General features: G+C 50.6%; 13 protein-coding genes. 11 read left to right on the top strand and 2 right to left on the bottom strand.

Annotation, left to right across the window (positions count from 1 at the left end; genetic code table 11):
• Positions 1-34 precede the first annotated feature (34 nt).
• Genes ACZ520_RS11325 through ACZ520_RS11295 form a run of 7 tightly spaced genes read left to right on the top strand, consistent with a single transcriptional unit; the run spans position 35 to position 8,861 of the window.
• A complete protein-coding gene (locus ACZ520_RS11325; protein ID WP_464125573.1) occupies positions 35-2,998 on the top strand; it encodes a tetratricopeptide repeat protein in 2,964 nt (987 codons plus the stop codon).
• Positions 2,995-3,249 carry a hypothetical protein gene (locus tag ACZ520_RS11320; protein ID WP_088564940.1) on the top strand — a complete coding sequence of 85 codons (255 nt, stop codon included), beginning with the start codon at positions 2,995-2,997 and terminating at the stop codon, positions 3,247-3,249. The genes ACZ520_RS11325 and ACZ520_RS11320 overlap by 4 nt, the downstream gene beginning before the upstream one ends.
• A complete protein-coding gene (locus ACZ520_RS11315; protein WP_015091448.1) occupies positions 3,246-4,376 on the top strand; it encodes an AgmX/PglI C-terminal domain-containing protein in 1,131 nt (376 codons plus the stop codon). Before ACZ520_RS11320 ends, ACZ520_RS11315 begins: the two co-directional genes overlap by 4 nt.
• 3 nt (positions 4,377-4,379) lie before the next feature.
• Complete coding sequence (locus ACZ520_RS11310; protein ID WP_088564942.1) at positions 4,380-5,540, top strand: hypothetical protein; 1,161 nt, start codon at positions 4,380-4,382, stop codon at positions 5,538-5,540.
• Positions 5,537-6,244, top strand: a complete 708-nt coding sequence (locus tag ACZ520_RS11305) for an outer membrane beta-barrel domain-containing protein (protein WP_088564943.1) — start codon at positions 5,537-5,539, stop codon at positions 6,242-6,244. Before ACZ520_RS11310 ends, ACZ520_RS11305 begins: the two co-directional genes overlap by 4 nt.
• Positions 6,241-7,836 carry a tetratricopeptide repeat protein gene (locus ACZ520_RS11300; RefSeq protein WP_464125569.1) on the top strand — a complete coding sequence of 532 codons (1,596 nt, stop codon included), beginning with the start codon at positions 6,241-6,243 and terminating at the stop codon, positions 7,834-7,836. Before ACZ520_RS11305 ends, ACZ520_RS11300 begins: the two co-directional genes overlap by 4 nt.
• Before the next feature lie 2 nt (positions 7,837-7,838).
• Positions 7,839-8,861 carry a VWA domain-containing protein gene (locus ACZ520_RS11295; protein WP_464125567.1) on the top strand — a complete coding sequence of 341 codons (1,023 nt, stop codon included), beginning with the start codon at positions 7,839-7,841 and terminating at the stop codon, positions 8,859-8,861.
• Positions 8,862-9,057: 196 nt separating this feature from the next.
• On the opposite strand, the gene ACZ520_RS11290 is transcribed toward ACZ520_RS11295, so the two are convergent.
• Positions 9,058-10,350, bottom strand: a complete 1,293-nt coding sequence (locus ACZ520_RS11290) for a 3-deoxy-D-manno-octulosonic acid transferase (protein ID WP_464125564.1) — start codon at positions 10,348-10,350, stop codon at positions 9,058-9,060.
• Positions 10,347-11,393 carry a glycosyltransferase family 9 protein gene (locus ACZ520_RS11285; protein WP_374030512.1) on the bottom strand — a complete coding sequence of 349 codons (1,047 nt, stop codon included), beginning with the start codon at positions 11,391-11,393 and terminating at the stop codon, positions 10,347-10,349. Before ACZ520_RS11285 ends, ACZ520_RS11290 begins: the two co-directional genes overlap by 4 nt.
• A gap of 120 nt (positions 11,394-11,513) precedes the next feature.
• On the opposite strand from ACZ520_RS11285, the gene ACZ520_RS11280 reads away from it, so the two are divergent.
• Genes ACZ520_RS11280 through ACZ520_RS11265 form a run of 4 tightly spaced genes read left to right on the top strand, consistent with a single transcriptional unit; the run spans position 11,514 to position 17,467 of the window.
• The gene (locus ACZ520_RS11280; protein ID WP_088564948.1) at positions 11,514-12,881 is read left to right on the top strand and encodes a hypothetical protein; all 1,368 of its coding nucleotides are present in this window, start codon (positions 11,514-11,516) and stop codon (positions 12,879-12,881) included.
• Positions 12,871-15,204 carry a hypothetical protein gene (locus ACZ520_RS11275; protein WP_464125560.1) on the top strand — a complete coding sequence of 778 codons (2,334 nt, stop codon included), beginning with the start codon at positions 12,871-12,873 and terminating at the stop codon, positions 15,202-15,204. The genes ACZ520_RS11280 and ACZ520_RS11275 overlap by 11 nt, the downstream gene beginning before the upstream one ends.
• Before the next feature lie 15 nt (positions 15,205-15,219).
• Positions 15,220-16,284: a hypothetical protein gene (locus tag ACZ520_RS11270; protein ID WP_464125558.1), complete on the top strand. Its 1,065-nt coding sequence runs from the start codon at positions 15,220-15,222 to the stop codon at positions 16,282-16,284.
• Between the two features lies 1 nt (position 16,285).
• Positions 16,286-17,467, top strand: coding sequence for a THUMP domain-containing class I SAM-dependent RNA methyltransferase (locus ACZ520_RS11265; protein ID WP_464125555.1), 1,182 nt, complete (start codon positions 16,286-16,288; stop codon positions 17,465-17,467).
• Positions 17,468-17,483: the final 16 nt, after the last annotated feature.

The raw sequence follows: 17,483 nt of genomic DNA, 5'->3' as shown, positions 1-17,483 counted from the left end.
CTCGACAATGAAAAAAGGACTTTTAATTTTCTCCATGACAGTTGGGGTGGCTACGGCCCCTCACGCCATGGCCTCAGGGTCGACTCAAGACCTTCTGATCCAAAAACTGACTCAGGTACAACTGGGCTTGGCTCCGGCAGATCCGGCCCGAGCCGCTGTGCTTTTGCGACTGGCGGATCTTCACGCTGAACGCAGTCGCCAGCTTTCCATGAAAGAACTGGCTGACGGCTGCACGGTTTGCACTGCGGGTGCAAAAGACCGTGATAAAGCACTGACTTATTATACTGAAGCTCTCAGCAAAGTTCCTCCCACGTCTGTGGCGAAGGTTCACTTGCAAATGGGACATCTTTACGAGCTTCAAGGCCGTAATGACCTTGCGGAAAAAAGCTATCAGGCCATGCTTGCCAACGGTGGCATGACCACGCCCATCGAGATGGCTGAAGCCAATCTGTCTTTGGCGGAAATGGCTTTCCGTCAGTCTGACTTTGCGAAAGCCGCAGGTCTGTACGACAAGGTTCTGGCAACTGAAGGGGCGAGCTCTCAGGGGTTGGCGGCTTACCGTCGCGCTTGGTGCTCTTTCCGTCAGGGGAATATGGATGCCTCTATCGCCCAGCTTCAGGTTATTCTGAAGAATCTGAAATTGCAGTCCCGCATGGCGGCGTCCCGTGGTGTGGCGGATGTGCAGTTCCTGGAAGAGGTTTCCCGCGATATGGCGACCTTCATGGCCGCGCGCGGAATCAAGGATGGCGATGCAGAAACTCTGTACAGCCTTTCTCCGGAACAGTTCAAACTGCAACAGGTGACGATGCTGGCCCGCGAAGGCTTGCGTCTGGGACAAAAAGATCAGGCTTTGAAAACCTGGGACTATGTCTATCAAAAACAAAGCGATCCAAAAATGCGTCTGGAAGCCCAGGTGCGTATGGCGCAGTTGAACTTTGATCTTAAAAACACTCAAGCTGCGGCAAAATCCTATCAGACTGCTTTGGGTCTTTGGGGTGCCACGGATTGTACGACTGCAACCTGCGAAGAATCTGCAAAAGGCCTTCGTCAGTTCATCGTGGGCTGGAACCGTCTGGAAAACAGCAAACCAAGTGCAGAGCTTCTGACAGCGTACCAGGAATATTTCCAGGTGTTTGCTGAAGATGAAGACATGTATGTGTGGGGTGCTCAGGCGGCGGCGACGGCGGGTAATTATGCTTTAGCCTCCCAGTGGACTGCTTTGGCGAACAAGGTAATCCTGGCTAAACACAATGTTGAAAAAGATGCGGCAGCAAAAAAATCCCAAGCTGAAAAACTTGAGAAGAACCTGCTTTTGGGTATTGAAAATGCTGAAAAATCCAAAGATGCAAGTCTGTTGGTTGCGGCTCAGGATGACTATCTTCAGAACTCGGTTCTGAAACAAAAGTCCTTCGACGTTCAATATCAGAAAACTTATGCAATCTATCAAAAAGGCGACTATGCCGTTGCGGCGGACCAGTTGAAACAACTGGCTTTGAACACGCAAGGCAGTGCTGCGATTCGCACGCAAGCCGCGGAACTTTCACTGGATGCTTTGGCATTGCTGAAAGACGACGCGCGCATCATGGCGTGGTCCGCAGAATACGCGGGCAAGTTTGCTGATAAAAAAGCGGACTTCCAGCAGATCCAGCAAAAGTCCATCCTGACTCAGTCGGCGAAACTGGCTGAAAGCCAGCCTGAGCAAGCCTTGGCTGCATTGGGTTCTTTCCATGCTGTTTCGGCAAGTGCTGAAGACCGTAAAGTATATTTGAAGAACAAGATTCTTCTGAGCGAAAAGCTGAACAAGATCACCGAAGCCCGCGTGGCCATCGAGGATCTGTTGCGTGAAAAGACTTTGACTGCCGAAGAGCGTGAATTCGCCCTGGGCCGTAAAGTCTGGTTCGCAGAACTGGAACTGGATTTTGCGACGGCTTTGAAAACAGCAGAGCAAATGAATTTTGCCGGTTTGTCTGCGGATGACAAGGTCCTGAAGCTTGCGATGTATTCTGAGCTGGCGGAAAAAGATCCCCAGCAGTACTACGCTCAGTATCTGAAGCAATCCAAAGACGACAGCAAAAAGCCTTTGATCGCGTCTCAGTTGATCCGTTTGTCGAAAAATCCGGTGAAGGATCTTGAGACTTACAAAATGTACTTTAAAAGCAACAATGGTCTTTATGCCCGTGCCGCTTTGGAAGTTTACGGACGCACCAAAGATCGCAAAGCTTTGGATCTGGCTCTGAAGGAAAAAGGCGCATCCAAACAAGATGCGTTTGTGATGATCGAAAAGATCGTCTTCCTGGCAGACTTGAAAGCGCTGAGCGCGCCTTTGGCGTCTCACACGATCGACACCAAAAACCAGAACACCATCGCTCAGGGGCTGAAAGCCCGTGTGAAGCTGCTTGAAAAAGCGGAAGCTCTGGCAAACCGGGCAATCAACACCGGGGACTGGTCTTCCCAGTTGCTGGCTTTGGATCTGGTGGCGAAGGAAAACACGCGCTTCTATAATGAAGCTTTGTCTTTGCCAATGCCTGCGGGTCTGACTCCGGAACAGGAAAATGAATACCTGACGATTCTGTCCCAGCAAGTGGCTCCGAATCAGAACACGGCGATGATGGCTGAAACCAAAGTCAAAGAATTCTGGGCACAAACCGGCGCTCTGGAATCTTACAAAGCCTTTGCCACTCAGAACAACGAGTGGGCCCAGTACACTTCCCAGGAAGTCGAGGCGGTGGCGGCGATTGCTCCAGAGGCTCAAAAAGCCACCTGGACTGCGGCGGTAGCGCAAATCAAGGCGGAAGAGTCCGCGCAAACCAAACCAACTCTGGTCGAGCTTGAAAAAGCCCGCACCCACCTGAAACAGAATCCATTCATGGCCAGCGCCATCGAAGAGGCTCTGGTTCTGGAGAAAAAAGCCCAGCGCAAATCCATGGTGGAATACCTGGAAGGCCGTTTGGCGACACTGGCTAAGAAAGACACCGAAGTGAAGGAGAAGCAGCAATGATGAAGTACGTATTGATGATGCTTGTGATGGCAGGCTCCGTCCAGGCGGCTCCTGAAAAAACAGCTCCGGCAAAAAAGAATCAGGACGTGAACTTCGAAGACCTTTTGGTCAGCGGTCAGTATCACTTCTCTGATGAGGCCGTGACCACGGTGGAAGAAGACAAGGTTCTGAACAGCCTTATCGGCGTCAGAGCAGACTTCAAGGATCGCATGAAACAATCTGCGACCCTTGGTGAGGTGAAAAATCCATGAGTTTAAGACTGGTTATTGAAGACAATTTGGGCAATGTGACCCGCCAGATTCCGGTGACGGAGAAAAAAGCGCAGGTGATCCAGCGCTTTGACACCAAACGCCTGGAAGTTGTGACGAACACGGCGGCTCTGGATAAAAACAAAATCAAATTCTCAGTTATTGCGGATCTTGATTTTGACGAAATGAAAGACAAAAAAGTCCAACTGGGCAAGTTCGGCTCTATGCGCCTGGTAAAGGAAGTCAAAGCCGTTCCGGCAGACCTGCTGGTTCGTACTGATGACAAGAAAGATCTGAAAGCATCCGTGATGATGGCTATTGCCATCTTGTTGTTGCTTCTATCCATCTTCAAGCTGGCTCCAAAAGAGAACGCGAAGGTGACTGAACAGCTAAAACAGGAAGTCGTGAAGATCGTTCAGGCCAAAGAACAGCACAAGCGCACGGTGGCTCCGACCACGAATATGATGGCGGATCCAACCGCAACCAAGATGCCGGTAAAACGTGCGGAACTGGTGAAGCGTTCCGGAGCATTGTCTGCCCTGGGCAGTCTGCGTTCTGGCAAGCAGCGCGGTGGTTTGAATCTGGGTGCCGTGAACACCACAGCCGGCGTCGGCTTGGGTGGCACGGGCGGCAGCGGTGGTGTGCAGACGTCTTTGTACGGCAAAGGCATCACATCGGCTCCGTTGGGCCCTGGAGCTAATATTGCCGGTGGTGGCGGTTACGGCACCAAAGGTAAAGGCGGCGGTCAGGCGGGTTACGGCAGCTTGTCCCTGGTGGGTTCTGCGGGCGGTGCTCCGGTTCCATTGGGTGCCGAAGCTGAAGTGGCTCAAGGTCTGGATCGTTCTGCGATTGATGAAGTCATTCGTCGCAATCTGGGTCAGGTTCGTTTCTGTTACGAGCAGGCCTTGCAGGGGACTCCAAGTTTGAGTGGTCGTGTGGCGATGGGCTTTACCATCGGCGGCAACGGTTTGGTGAAGTCCGCGTCTGTGGAAAGCTCTTCCATGGCGAACAAGGGTGTTGAAGATTGTATTACCATGCGTTTGAAAACCTGGAAGTTCCCACTGCCTCAAGGGGGCGTGGATGTAAAAGTAACTTATCCGTTCGTTTTGCGCAGACAAGGTCAGGGGTAAAAAATGAAAGTATTGTTGGCACTATTGACCAGCGTTTTGTTCCTTACTGCTTGCGAAATGCAGCAGGATCCATTGGCAAATGCTTCCGATCAGGTTCGTAACGGACACCTGCCGGATACAAACAAACCGGTTCCGGAAAAGCCAATCCCGCAGGATGGCCTTTTGGTGGATGCGCCAGAGCGTGTGAACGCTCGTGTCGGATCTGAAGTTCAGTTCAAAGTCGGCGGCCGCGTGATGATTCCGGGCGTGACCTTTAAAATGATTGTTCTGAATCTGGCGGACTTCCCAGGGGCAAAATTTGATGAAAGCACCGGTGAGTTCTTCTGGACTCCGTCAAAAGCCCTGCTTGGCAGCCTGCCAAACCTGGCGATGAGCCTGAAAGTGGTTCTGGCGACGGACTCCACTCCGACTCATCCGACCGTGTCCGTAAGAAATCATGAAGTTCGTTTCTTCATTGAGAACACTTACACAAAACCGATCGTGAACACGATTGAAGGCAGCTCCGGTGTTTTGATCGCAGGTAAATCCTACGAGATGACGGTGACTTTGGAAGATATCGATGCTTATGCCAAAGAAAACGTGTCTGTTCAGGTGCGTGACTGTGCAGCCAGCTATTCCTCTGATTCCATTTCTCACTTTGTTGAGGTGAAAAATATCAAGGACGTGGCCGGCTCCACGGGCAAGTACACCGGCACAGTGGTGGTGAATCTGAATAACGCCGACACCCTGGCTTATGGTACTTACTGCTTCGGTCTGGTTGCGGTTTCCAAGCACGGTGTGGTTTCGGACTTCTACAAGCGCGAAGTGACGGTTGAACCGCGTTTGCGTCCGACAAAAATGACGATGGAAAACGTCCCGAACATCACTGCGGGTGAATCCGTTCAAGTGGCGTTCTCGATCTATGATCCGGCTAACTTTGCCAACATCCGTCTGGTTTCCATCGATGATGTGGCAACAGCATTGCCTGGCAGTTCCTTGACCTGCAAAAAAGCCTATGGCAGCAGCTCTCAGTTGGATTGCGCTGGTTTGATTAAAACGGATGCGACTACAGCGGCAAAAACTTTGACTGTGACTATCAAGGTGGAAAGCGTTTCTCCGCGTTCTATCCAGACCGCAAGCAACACTCACACACTTCGTATCAATGTAAAGGCGGCGAACCCATGAAATCAGTAAGCATTATCTTTGCTCTTCTTTTGTCTTCTGTTTCCTATGCTCAGGTCGAGCAGGAAGTGGATTCTTTTGGTGGCAACGAGGCATTGTACATGAAAGCCAAAGCCCTGAATCCGGAAGTTGAAAATGAAGTGGTGCAAAACCGCTTCATCAACCGCACCAAGCGTGTGGAGCTGGCGCCAGAATTTTCCGGCGTTTTCGGCGGGGATTCCTACAACAAAACCAACAACGTGGGTTTGAATGCTCACTACCACATCAATCCAAGCTGGAGTGTGGGTGTGAAGTACAACTATTCCTTCAACACGTTGACTCCGGAAGGAAAAGCCATGGTTTCCAAGGCCGATCAGGCGGCGGCAGCCAATCCAAAAGATCCCCAATACCTGTTCCCTCAGGTTGTTTATCCAAAGTCTGAGACTCTGGGTCTGGTGAACTGGTATCCGGTTGTGGGGAAACTCAGCTTCGGCAAATTGGGCGTGGCTCACTTCGACACCTACCTGACTGCGGGTTACGGCCAGATGGAGCTTTCCACGGGGACTTCTCCAGCGGCGACTTTGGGTGTGGGTTTTGGCTTCTGGCTAAGCAACAACCTGACAACTCGTATTGAGTACCGCGCTCAGCAGTACAAAGCGGAATACTACGACAAAACAGAAAACATGATGACAAACGTTGCCTCTGTGCAAATGGGTTGGATGCTATGATGTTGATTAAATCCCTGACAGTGGCTTCTTTGCTGGTGGGTGTGAACGGCGTCGCTCTTGCAGAAGACGACCTGATGAGCATCCTGGAAGGCAAAACAAGCACTGCCCAAGCTCAATTCGTGGAAAGCGAAGAAGTGGCCAAGCTGAAAAAAGCGGTGAACCCGTCTTCAGCCGAGCAAAACATCTTCTTCCAGTTCCTGGTGGAAAAGAACTATGAAAAAGCTCTGTTCCAGTGGAGCCAGGCTTTCAATCAGTCCGCTTTCCAGATGACTGAAACCGGGAAAGCTCTGGAAGCTTTCCTGAACTATAAAAACGGTCTGAAGCTGACGGGCGTTGAAAACCTGCTGGCGATTTCCAATCCTGAAAAGATTGACGCCACTGTGATCAGTCTGTGGAAGGAAAACCTGAACGACAAGGATCCGGTCTGGGGCATGGCTCAGGTGACTTGGAATCCTTATTGGACTCAAGTTTTTGGTCAGGCTGCGGAAATGGCCGTGGTTCTGCAAAAAAGCTATGTCACTGAAGACATCGCGGCTTTGACGGAGCTGATCAAGAAGACTCCGGTTGATTCCAAAGAAAGAAACATTCTGCAATGGCAGCTGGTTCTGAATCTGGGTATCAAAGGGGATGCCTCCAAGGCCGCTCAGGTTTTGGCGCACTTGATGAAAGCGAAAAACAACCCGATCGACAAGGATCTGATGACCCTGACGGCGGGACGTTTGCTTTATCAGAACGGATTCCTGGATGCTTCATTGAAGTATTACGAAAAGATCTCCAAGAAATCTGATTATTGGTTCCAGGCTCAGGAAGAAATGGCCTGGGCTTACATGAGAAAAGGCGAGCCACAAAACGCGATGGCGATCACCAAGACTTTGACTTACCCGCACTTCAAAGGCTGGGTGGGTATTGAGTCTTATCTGTTGAATTCTTTCACCAGTTTGAAAGTGTGTGATTATTCCGGCGTTCTGACGACCATGAAATCCATCAAAGGCCAGTTCGGCGAGCACCTGATTGCCCTTGAAAAACTGAGTGCAGATCCTCACCAACCGGCTGTGGCAAACCTGATGAAGGCGTTGGCCCAAGGCCCGGTCGGCACGGCGAAGCTGGGTAAAGATGCTCATCTTTTGCCGGCAGTGGCTTCTCGCGACGAGGTTTTGAACCTTTTGGTGAAAAGACATCAGTACATGAATCAGGAAGCGGATCTTGCTGAAAAGCTGTATGCGCGTTCTTTGACCTTCGGAAATCTGCAAGGCCAGTTTGAAACCTTGAAAAATCAGGTGAAAACCCGTGCAGACATGACCCAAGGTGCTGGTTACCAGCGAGTCCAAGAGCTGGCAAAGGCCGAGCTGGAAGATTCCAAACAAGTGATGCAGCGTCTGCGCATCGTGGAAGTTGAGATGATTCAGCAGGTGGATTCCGCCAGCAAGTTCATCAAACACGCCGGAGCAGTTGAAACCAAAAAAGGTTCCACCGGTGCTTCTGGCAAATATGCGATGAGCTTCTCTAATGACAAAGAAATCTGGTTCGACGAATTGTCCAACTTCAAAGTCGATGTGAAAAAAGGCTGTGCTAAAGACAGCGTGAAGGAGTAAGGATGAAGTCTTCGATCAAGGCTTTGAGCCTGCTGATGGCTTTTGCAATGGTTTCCGGTTGTGGAAACGAATCCACAAAACTGATCCCCAAGGCTAAAATCAACAAAGAGGAAGTCTCTGAAAAACCAGCGGACTTCGCCATCTTCAATCCGAAGGTGGATATTCTGTTCGTGATTGATAACTCGGCCAGTATGGACGATGCCCAAAGCAATTTGAGTCGAAATGCGGCGGCTTTTGCTGATGGTATTTCCAAGGTGTCCATCCTGGATTATCACATCGGTGTTTTGACGACAGATATGGCTTGCCGGTATTCGAACAAGCCAGATGCCTGCGGGAAACTTGTCGGGACTCCGTCATTTGTGCAAAACTCGACTCCGAATCTGGTTAGTATCTTGTCCAGTAAGATGATGGTGGGTTTGGACGGGGACGTCAGTGAGATGATGTTTTCTCCGGTGGTGGCGGCGTTAAGTCCGCCTTTGGATGTGGGGGTGAATGCCGGCTTCTATCGTCAGGATGCCTTCCTTGCTGTGATTTTCATCACGGATGCGAAAGAGCAATCGACACTGTCGCCGAAGGACTTCCAGCAGTTCCTGAACACCAAAAAAGGCGATCCTAACAAGGTTCTTGCCTATGGTGTTATCAACAAACTGGCAGAGGAGGATATCTGTCCTTCCAGCGAGTCGCTAGATGGCAAGCTTGAGGAGTTCTTGGGGTCTGTGGTTAATGGTGATAAAGCTCAGACTAATGTTCTAAGTCTTTGTGCTCCGGATTTTGGTGTGAAGCTGGCGGAATTTGCCCGTGATATCGTTCGTCGCACGGCAGGTTCAGTGAAACTCAGTCGTACTCCGAATGAAAAAACCATCGTGGTGAAGTACGGAACGCAACTGATTCCAAACAGTGTGACGGAAGGTTGGGTTTACGAGCCTGCCACGCGTTCCATCCTGCTGGCTGAAGGTATCAAGTGGGACTATCAAGGGCCCGGCGTTGGCTTGACGATTGATTTCGAAGCTATCGACATTGAATAGACTTGCGTAAATTAAGTAATAGACCCCACTTGCTGGGGTCTTTCTAAAATGCATGAACAAACTAAGACCAACAGCAATGTTCGGTCTTTTTTTGTTTTTGATGTATTAATTCTGATTTTAGACGGTTCGTGATGAGTGAATTCTGCGGTCCGCCATCGCTACGAGGACGGACTGCGTTGTGGTCAACGTGTGATTATCAGTAAATGACTTTTTCAATGGCGGAAAGAACTCTTTGCGTGGAGTTTCGGTTCTTGCCGATTTCGGATCTGATTTCCTCTTTGATGTGCGGGATCTGTTCCTGTTGTTTTTTCATTCTTTGTAGCAACACTGCGATGTCCGCCGAGGAATGAACCACCTGCACAATCATGCCGGATGAATAATTCTTTTTCTGATAGAATAAAGCTTCGCGGTTGTTGCGATGGTGGGGCCCCACCATGACTGGCAATCCGGCGGCCAGAGCTTCCATCACACTGTGTACTTGTTTCTTGAAGGATCCGCCGATAAAGGCGATGTCGGCCCAAGTGTAAAGTTCAGCCAGAATGCCGACTTGATCCACCAGCAGAATACTTCCTGCCGGCCATTCCTCAGTTTGAGAGTAACGAACATAAGAAAGTCCCAAAGCCTTCATCTGGTTTTCCAGATGTTCCAGGTGGGCGGGTGTGGTTTCATGCGGCGCTAAAATCACGCGCATGTAAATGCCCTTCATCTTTTCCAAGGCTGGCAAAAGGACAAGTTCGTCTTCGCCCCAGGTGGAACCGGCGATAAAAACGAAATCTTCAGGACTTGGAATCAGTTGGTTCTTGAGCGCCTTTGGGTTTTCCAAACGGTGAAAGACTTGATCAAAACGGGTGTCACCGCTGACCAGCATTGGGACTTTCAGCCCCAGTGTATCCAGATTCTGAATGTCTTCCGCCGACACACAGTGAATCTCTGAAAGATGATTCAAAGAATAACGGGTCAGATGGCGGGTGATGCCTTTAAGACGGGAAGAATTATCTGCAAAGGTGGCTGAAAAGAGCGCTGAAGGAATGCCCATTTTGCGAGTCACTGACACCAGCACGGGCCACACATCCGTGCGCGAGAATAGCAAAACCCGCGGATTCCAGCGTTTGATAAAGTCCTGCATCTGGAAATCCAGATCCCAGGGGAGGGCGCACCACACATCGACATCGTGCAGGCTTTCCAGAATCTTTTTTGCGGAAGGGGACGAATAAGTCACCAGGACCGGGATGTTTGGATGCTGTTTTTTCAGTTCCCGGATGACGGGACGGGCATATTCGATTTCACCACTGGCCGCGTGAATCCAGAAGGGGCGTGCCTGGGCGATATCAGCTTCGCTGCCAGCCTTTTTGATCTTGTAAAAGCCTTTGTTCTTGTCCTCGATCATCTCGCGCAATTTGCCTTGCAGGAACGGGCGCAAAAGCTGCAAAAGCAAATAGGCCAAAGGGACTATGGCGAGTTTATAGAAATAGAAAATCAAAGCGCTCATGGATGATTCCGTTGCAGCAGCTGTTTTAGTTCCATCGCCACTTGTTCGGGTGTGATGTCCACCAGACACTGGTGATATTTGAATTTGTTCACGCAAGGGCCCTGACCGTGTTTGCTGCACGGGCGGCATTTCAGTTCAATTTCAAGAATCTTCGTGGATGGGCGGGACGGGAATCCAAACGGAGCAGGTCCCATCAGGGCGATGGTTTTTTGTCCCAGTTGTTCGGCCACGTGCAAAAGACCTGTGTCATTGCTGATCAGTGCTGCAGACAAGCCCACGACGCTTGAGCTGACTTGCAAAGAGCATTTGCCCGCCAGATTTAAAACTCTTTCCGGAGCTGCGGCCTTGATGTCCTCGATAAAGGAATCCTCAGGACCACCCAGCAGCACAAAGCGCTGATCCGGGCACAGCAGAATCAACTGCTGCCAGTATTCCTTCGGCCAGCGTTTTAAAAAGAACGCCGCTGACGGAGCCAGTGCAACTGACCCGGCATAGTGACCCAGCACTTCGCGCGCTTTTTGATAGCTTTCTTCACTGGGGAAGATTTGCGGGGCGGCGGGGGCTTTACGGGAAATTCCCCAAGGCTGCAGTGGTTCCAGCAAGTCGCGCTGGCCATTAAAGGGCATTTCGAAAGTGTTGATGCGGAATTTGAACAGCAGCAAACGCTTCCAACGGCGGATCGAACGGCGGATGAACTTCGGCCCCATGCCCAGGATTCCCAGCGGACGCAAGATCCAGGAAATCACGCGGGAGCGCATGTTGTTGTGGGCGTCGTAAATGTGCGTGAAGCCTTCCTTGCGCATTTGCAGGCACAGTTTGATCAGACCTTTGAGACCGGCTTTGCGATCAAACTCCCAGATGCGATGGATGTTGGGATGGTTCTTCAGTAAAGGGGCCATGTCCTTGCGGGTGATCCAGTGGATCTCTGCATTGGGATAGGTTTCTTTGATAGCCGAAGGAACGCTCAAAGTCTGAACGACATCTCCAAAGCTGGAAAAGCGAATGATTAAAAATTTAGCACTATTAGGGTCCCGTACCAACATGGGACTAATCTATCAAAGGCGCCGAAAAAGGTCACTTGTTTAAAAGGTGGAAAGGGTAATCGCCTATAGGCGTTCTGGCCGGGCATGGGCATTGAAGTAAAGCTCATTGATGGGAGGCCCATGGCTTTCAAACAAGTCCCCGTTTTGGGGGCCCTTAACACATCTCTGATCGGGTTCATGCTGCTGGTTTTGACCCCGTTTTTTGCGTCTGCGCAGGTGCAGACGGAGATGCGTTTATTCTCGGATTCTTTCATCAGCCCGACCTTTGAGGCCGCGGAAAAGACCAATTATCAGTTTGTCGGAGCCCAGTTAAAAAGCGAAACCTTCAGCGAGGCGCCATTTAAGATGGACGTTTCCGGTGGTGTGGCCATTGGGGCTCCGTTGCTAAATTACCTCAATATTTCCGAGTTCTATCTGGAAACGCGCCTGAGTGAAACTGAGAATTTCTATATGGGGCGCAAAAAAATGCTGTGGAATGAACTGGACGCCCGCTGGGATCTGGGTGTGTGGGAGCCATTGTTCAAGTGGAATCCCCTGAACGCCGAAAGCCAGGGGTTGACCGGGATTTTCTGGCAGGTTGACAAGCCTTATTACACGCTTTTGTTATTTGCTTCACCGATCTATATTCCGGATCAGGGGCCGAGCTTCGATATCGAAAACGGCAGCTTCGTGAAAGGCAACCCTTGGTTCCGCCGTCCGCCAGAGAGCATCCGTATCTGGGAAGAGGCCACGGCCATCGATTATACTTTCGAAAAGCCGTCAGAGACGGAAGTGGTATTGCAAAACTCCTTTGGTATGAAGCTGGCCTTTGGTGACCCGCAAGGGTTGCGCGGGCAACTGGCCTATACCTACAAACCATCCAATCAATTGGCTATCGGTTATGAAGGCAATTTGAACGTCGCCGAACTTAAAGGGGCGGTCAATCTGCAGCCGCAAGTCTTCTATCACTCGTTGGTGGGTGGTGATATCAGCTATAAATCCGATCGTCTGCGCTTGGGCGTCAGTGGATTGTATGACAAGCCAAGCAAGGATGAGATCTTTGAAGAAAAATGGACCCATCCGACATTTGAAGATGCCGTTTTGGTCAGCCCGTTTATTGAGTGGACTAACTCCTATTTCGGCGTGGCCTTGCAGCACTTGGAAATCTATGGCGGCAAAGTCACTGAAGAGGGCGAACTTGCCAATGAAAACCGTGCGCCTTTGATGACCCGTTACCCGTATCAGCAGGCAACCCAGTTGTCGTTGATGGGGAACTTCAGCTTCAAGCGCACGAAAAAACTGATCACCAAAGTCAGTTATACACATTCGGAAAAAAACAAATTTGACCTGATCCGCGTCAGCGCCAGATTCCGTCTGTCGGGCCTTTGGTCCTTCATCGGAGAAATGCAGATGGTGAAAGCCGAACCGGCAAGCCAGGAAAATCAAAACGACATCGCCCAATTCGAGAACAACGACCGCCTGATGTTAGGAGCAGCTTATGTGTTTTAACGCTCGTAACAAGGCTTTTATGGCGGTTTTGAAGAGGGCTGCATCTTTGATTTTGGTGTCGGCATTTGGTCTGTCTTCTGTGGGTTGTAGTGACTTCTTGAATGGGAAGAAGGCTGAGCCGGAAGTGATTGAGTTCTCGGATACTCGTTTTGCTTGTCTTCAGATGATTCCGCAGCATCTGGAAAAATTCTCGGTCGGTGAGGCCAAGGAATCTGAAATCCGTCAGGGCTTTGATTGCATGACGGATGCCTTGAATTACTTTAATAAAAAGACGTTTGGGTCCTTGGAAAACGCTTACACCGTCGAGGAAATGCGCCGGTTCTTTGGCAAGTACTTCCTGAAAAAGAACAACGTGACCCCGGAATTTGCCGCCGAGCTAATGAAAATCAAACGTGCTCTTTTGGGTGGGTCGACCAGTCATATCACCAAAGACGAGATCGTGCGTCTGGTTGAAATCCTGGGGCTGCTGCGTGATGAGTCCATCGAGTTGTCACCTCATGTGAAATTGCTTTTGAATCAGAATCAGAACGACAAGACCGAGTGGGAGCAGATTTCTGCAGCCGTGGATCAGTTGCGCCGTTCATTGCAGCGTTTGCTTGAAAAAACACAGATTGCCAAATCTGATTACAGTTTTGAAGACGCCAAGAAAGCCTTGTCTGGATTCGCCGAGTTCATCCGGGGTGAAGAGCCCTTTGCGCCTTACCAGAAATACAGTCAGTGGGTTCCAATGGTGGAATCTGTCAAAGTCGTACTGATGGGTCGTCGCGCGCATTTTGCGGGCCTTTATCAGTGGAGTGAAAGTCTTGATACTTTGCTGGATCTGTACGAACTGGCTTTGAAATATCATTATGTCATTGGTGACTTTGAGTTCACCAATGCCTCCAAAGTCCGTCAGACCAGTCAGTTCCTTTCCCAAGGCCTGGGCTTGTTGTTGAACTCCCACCAGATGAAAACAGCGGGCCGCATTCCGGTTGAAGACATCGACAATCTGATCAATCAGATTCTGCCTTCTGCGACGGACATGATTCAGCCCAAATCCCTGATCAAGACTTATAAAGCCGTGCTGATGAAGATTCTGGATCCGGCGCGCGTGGCGGATTCCCGCAGTCTGCTGGGACTAGAAAAGAAGCACATCCTGAGCATCCAACGCGAACTGAATATCTTCCGACTGCATCAGAGCTTTATCGACAACATCCCCATGGATGAATTGGGCGGAGGGGTCACACAAAAGCAGTTGATTGAGTACTACAACAAGTTCAACAAGACCTATGTGATTGAAAAGGGTCTGACTGACGACGCCTTTGAACAAAAGGCCCTGGAAAATGCCTGGGCTGACATCGGGGATCTGATCAAGAATCCAACGATGGTGAACTTCAATGCCGATGGACGTTTGATTATTTCAGCCACTGGCAGCCAGACCAAACAGAGCTGGGCGGCGTTGACCAAGTTCAACTTGATGCGTGTTCTTTCGCGCATGCTGATGCTGGGTTATGCCGACAATGTTGGCGGCCGCTTGAGTCAGTCCCAGATGAGTGAAAAGGGCCTGGTGTCCTGGTATGAAGACTTCCAGGAACTGGGGCTGGATCTGAAAGCTTTTGACCCGCGTTCAGCGAATTCCGGTTCCCGCAGCTTCCTTGAGGCGAATTTCTTCACATTCAGTGGGAACGGCAACGATGGCATGGATCAGAAAGAGACTTTCGAATTTGTGACGACGCTGTTCTCGGCCGGTCTCGGGACCTCCAATGCCGTGTCTGATCATATGAAGCTGGCTCAGTGTGCGATTGAGGAAAAGGACGTCTTTGGCTTTAACTACTACAAAGAAGACTGCTTCCGCGAACAACTGCGCAAGCATATCGGTGTGTACTTTGGAAATATGCCTGGCATGGTGAATTACGTGCGCGGTTTAACTGCCGCCCAGTGGAAGCAGTTCTTTGACTATCTGCTGGCGGCTTCCGTGACGCCGACCCAACGCGCAGGTTTGATTGAAACAGCCAACGTGCGCACGATGGTGACGATTCTTCATTATATTGAAACCATCATGGTCATTTACGACACGGACCATAACCAAGGCCTGTCGGTGGACGAGGTTTATGCCTCGGCGCCAAGATTCATGTCCTTCTTTAAAAAGGTGAATCCGGGCACCTATGAGTTCCTGATTAAGGAAGGTTTTGCACATTTGGTGTTCTATGGCGAAATTCCGGGGGCGGGCGGCATTGCTGGCTTCCAGTTTAAAAAGATGTGGGGCATTGACGATGCTCAGCGCATGGAAATCGCCCGTCTTTTCGGCACCCTCAAGGACCAATTGAACAAGGTGGAAAACTAGGTTAGGCTCCGGAACATGCTGCGGCTTGTTCTGGTGCTGACAACCTGTTTTGTGTCCTTTATGGCACAGGCTTCATCCTCCATGGATGAAGAGGTTCCTATTATTTTGCGTGAGCCCGCCATGGAAATGCCAAAGCCCATGGCCGAAGCCCGCGGGCGCATTGATTCCTTCATCGACAACAAAACCTTGCGCGTGATCACGACTGCCAGTGACTGGTACATTGGTGAAATGGTCGCCATCGAGTCTCAGACCCCCTCCGTGGGCATTGTGGGCTTTGTCGAGGTGACCGGCATCGAGAACAAGCAAGACGGCACCTATGAGCTGATCTGCGAACTTCAGCGCCAGTCCCGTATGAACTTTATCCAGATCGGCGATCAGGTCATGCATTTGGATTTAAGCTCTGAAAACAATCGTTATAAAGGCACCACCGACCTGATCATTAAAAAAGGCACGAAAGAAACCTCGTCCAAGTACAAACCTTTGTTTACCCAAGGTATCGCGGTTGGTGAGACCGCCGAAACCCTGTGGGAGGATGAATTCCTGATCACCTGGTTCGGTCAGGTGAACTATGGATGGAAAGAGTGGCTGACGGTTTCTTCCATCATCCCGGCGGACATTCTGGGGGCTTACAATGCGACGATCAAATCACGTCTTTACCAGTCCGCTTCCAATAACTTTGCCGGGGGTCTGAACTTTGCGCGCATTCCGAACGAAAATCGTTCCACACTGAATTTAAATATCTACTGGGATTCAATTTCTTCTGAAAGCGTGGTTTCGCACACGCTTTTGTCCGTGGCCCTGTTCAGCTTTGAGGACGCTGCCAATGCGACCGCGATCAAGTCCCTGGGAACAAGCTCCTTCCAGACGGGTTATGAATTCATCCTCGACAACTGGGACCGCGTTTTGTTGGGTCCGTCGTACAACTTCGAATCCAAAGCCGTCGGGGGTTATCTCAGCTATGTCAAAATCTGGGATCAGTTCCATCTGAGCTTCTCTTTAAACTCCACCGACATCACCTCCCTAAAATACGCCCCCGAAGACGGCTATTATCTGCTGTTTGATGCGTATTGGAGATTCTAAAATGAATCGATTCTTTGTTGCAACACCGCTTGATTTTGAAAAGTTGGCTTTGGCTGAAATGAAAGAGGTTTGGCCGTTCCTGTTGGGGAAGGATGCCAAGCCTCATGCTTTGCCGTTTCCGGAAGTCACCGTGCTTGAGGGCGGTTTTGAATTCGAGACGGAATTGTTCATTGGTCTGCAGTTGAATTTCTTCCTGAAGACCGCCAATCGTGTGTTGCTGCGAATGACCTCGTTCAAAGCGAAGGATCTTCCCAAGTTCTATCAAAAGTTCAAAGCCCTGCCGTGGATTGATTTTCTGCCTCACGCCCATGTCGAGTGGGAAGTGGCGGCGCAAAAAAGCCGTCTGAACAACGAAAAACGCCTGCAGGAAAGTGCCGAAGCCGCCCTGACTGAAATCTTCAAAGGGGTTAAAGGCAAAGAAACCTGCGCCAGCATCTTCATCCGCATGGATGATGATACCTGCACGATCAGTCTTGATTCCACAGGGGAACATCTGCACAAGCGCGGCTGGGCCACACTGAAAGGTGAAGCTCCTTTGCGAGAGACTTTGGCGGCGATCCTGTTAAAGGAAATCATCGGCAACAGCAATCCGGCAGAAACGGCGCAAATCACCCTGGTGGATCCGATGATGGGTTCAGGCACCTTCCTGTGCGAGGCGCGTGCCCTGTGGGCCGGGCAGTTTGTGCGGGACTTTGCTTTCAAAAAATGGAAGCGCGCCCCGAAGCTTTTCCAGTCTTCCAGTTTTGCTCTGAACTATAAGCTGCCTGCGGTTCATCCGTTTAAGGCCTATGTCGGCTTTGATATTGATGCCGCTATGATCCCGGCCGCGGAAGGAAACTTCAGCGAAGTCGAGCGTCAGTTGCAAGCTGTGCAAAAAGCGGCATTTGTGAAAGCACCTCACAAGTTCATCCAGGGAAATTCCCTGGAGATCAGCGAGGACGTGGGCCCTTCGTGGCTGGTGGTAAATCCGCCCTACGGCGAGCGCCTTCCGGTGGCCGGAAGCGGGGGGCTGAAGACCCTGGTGAAGCTTCTCTGTGAGCGTCATAAGCCCTTGAAATTGGGCGTTCTGTACCCTGAAAAAGAGCGTCTTGGGACGGTGCCGGCGGGCTATAAACTGCTTAAAGAGGTTAAAATCAACAATGGCGGCTTGCGCTGCCTGTTCACAGTTTTGACACGTCTGTAAATTTTCAGGAATTGGT

It is taken from the genome of Bdellovibrio sp. BIS2 (assembly GCF_055398295.1).
Note: the sequence above shows the minus strand (reverse complement) of the source record. Positions and strands in the feature narration are given on the sequence as shown.

Excerpts from the sequence above, each read along its gene's own strand:
- ACZ520_RS11310 (WP_088564942.1), top strand. The coding sequence starts at position 4,380 with ATGAAAGTATTGTTGGCACTATTGACCAGCGTTTTGTTCCTTACTGCT.
- ACZ520_RS11290 (WP_464125564.1), bottom strand. The coding sequence starts at position 10,350 with ATGAGCGCTTTGATTTTCTATTTCTATAAACTCGCCATAGTCCCTTTG.
- ACZ520_RS11320 (WP_088564940.1), top strand. The coding sequence starts at position 2,995 with ATGATGAAGTACGTATTGATGATGCTTGTGATGGCAGGCTCCGTCCAG.
- ACZ520_RS11280 (WP_088564948.1), top strand. The coding sequence starts at position 11,514 with ATGGCTTTCAAACAAGTCCCCGTTTTGGGGGCCCTTAACACATCTCTG.
- ACZ520_RS11275 (WP_464125560.1), top strand. The coding sequence starts at position 12,871 with ATGTGTTTTAACGCTCGTAACAAGGCTTTTATGGCGGTTTTGAAGAGG.
- ACZ520_RS11300 (WP_464125569.1), top strand. The coding sequence starts at position 6,241 with ATGATGTTGATTAAATCCCTGACAGTGGCTTCTTTGCTGGTGGGTGTG.
- ACZ520_RS11305 (WP_088564943.1), top strand. The coding sequence starts at position 5,537 with ATGAAATCAGTAAGCATTATCTTTGCTCTTCTTTTGTCTTCTGTTTCC.
- ACZ520_RS11315 (WP_015091448.1), top strand. The coding sequence starts at position 3,246 with ATGAGTTTAAGACTGGTTATTGAAGACAATTTGGGCAATGTGACCCGC.
- ACZ520_RS11265 (WP_464125555.1), top strand. The coding sequence starts at position 16,286 with ATGAATCGATTCTTTGTTGCAACACCGCTTGATTTTGAAAAGTTGGCT.
- ACZ520_RS11325 (WP_464125573.1), top strand. The coding sequence starts at position 35 with ATGACAGTTGGGGTGGCTACGGCCCCTCACGCCATGGCCTCAGGGTCG.
- ACZ520_RS11295 (WP_464125567.1), top strand. The coding sequence starts at position 7,839 with ATGAAGTCTTCGATCAAGGCTTTGAGCCTGCTGATGGCTTTTGCAATG.
- ACZ520_RS11270 (WP_464125558.1), top strand. The coding sequence starts at position 15,220 with ATGCTGCGGCTTGTTCTGGTGCTGACAACCTGTTTTGTGTCCTTTATG.
- ACZ520_RS11285 (WP_374030512.1), bottom strand. The coding sequence starts at position 11,393 with ATGTTGGTACGGGACCCTAATAGTGCTAAATTTTTAATCATTCGCTTT.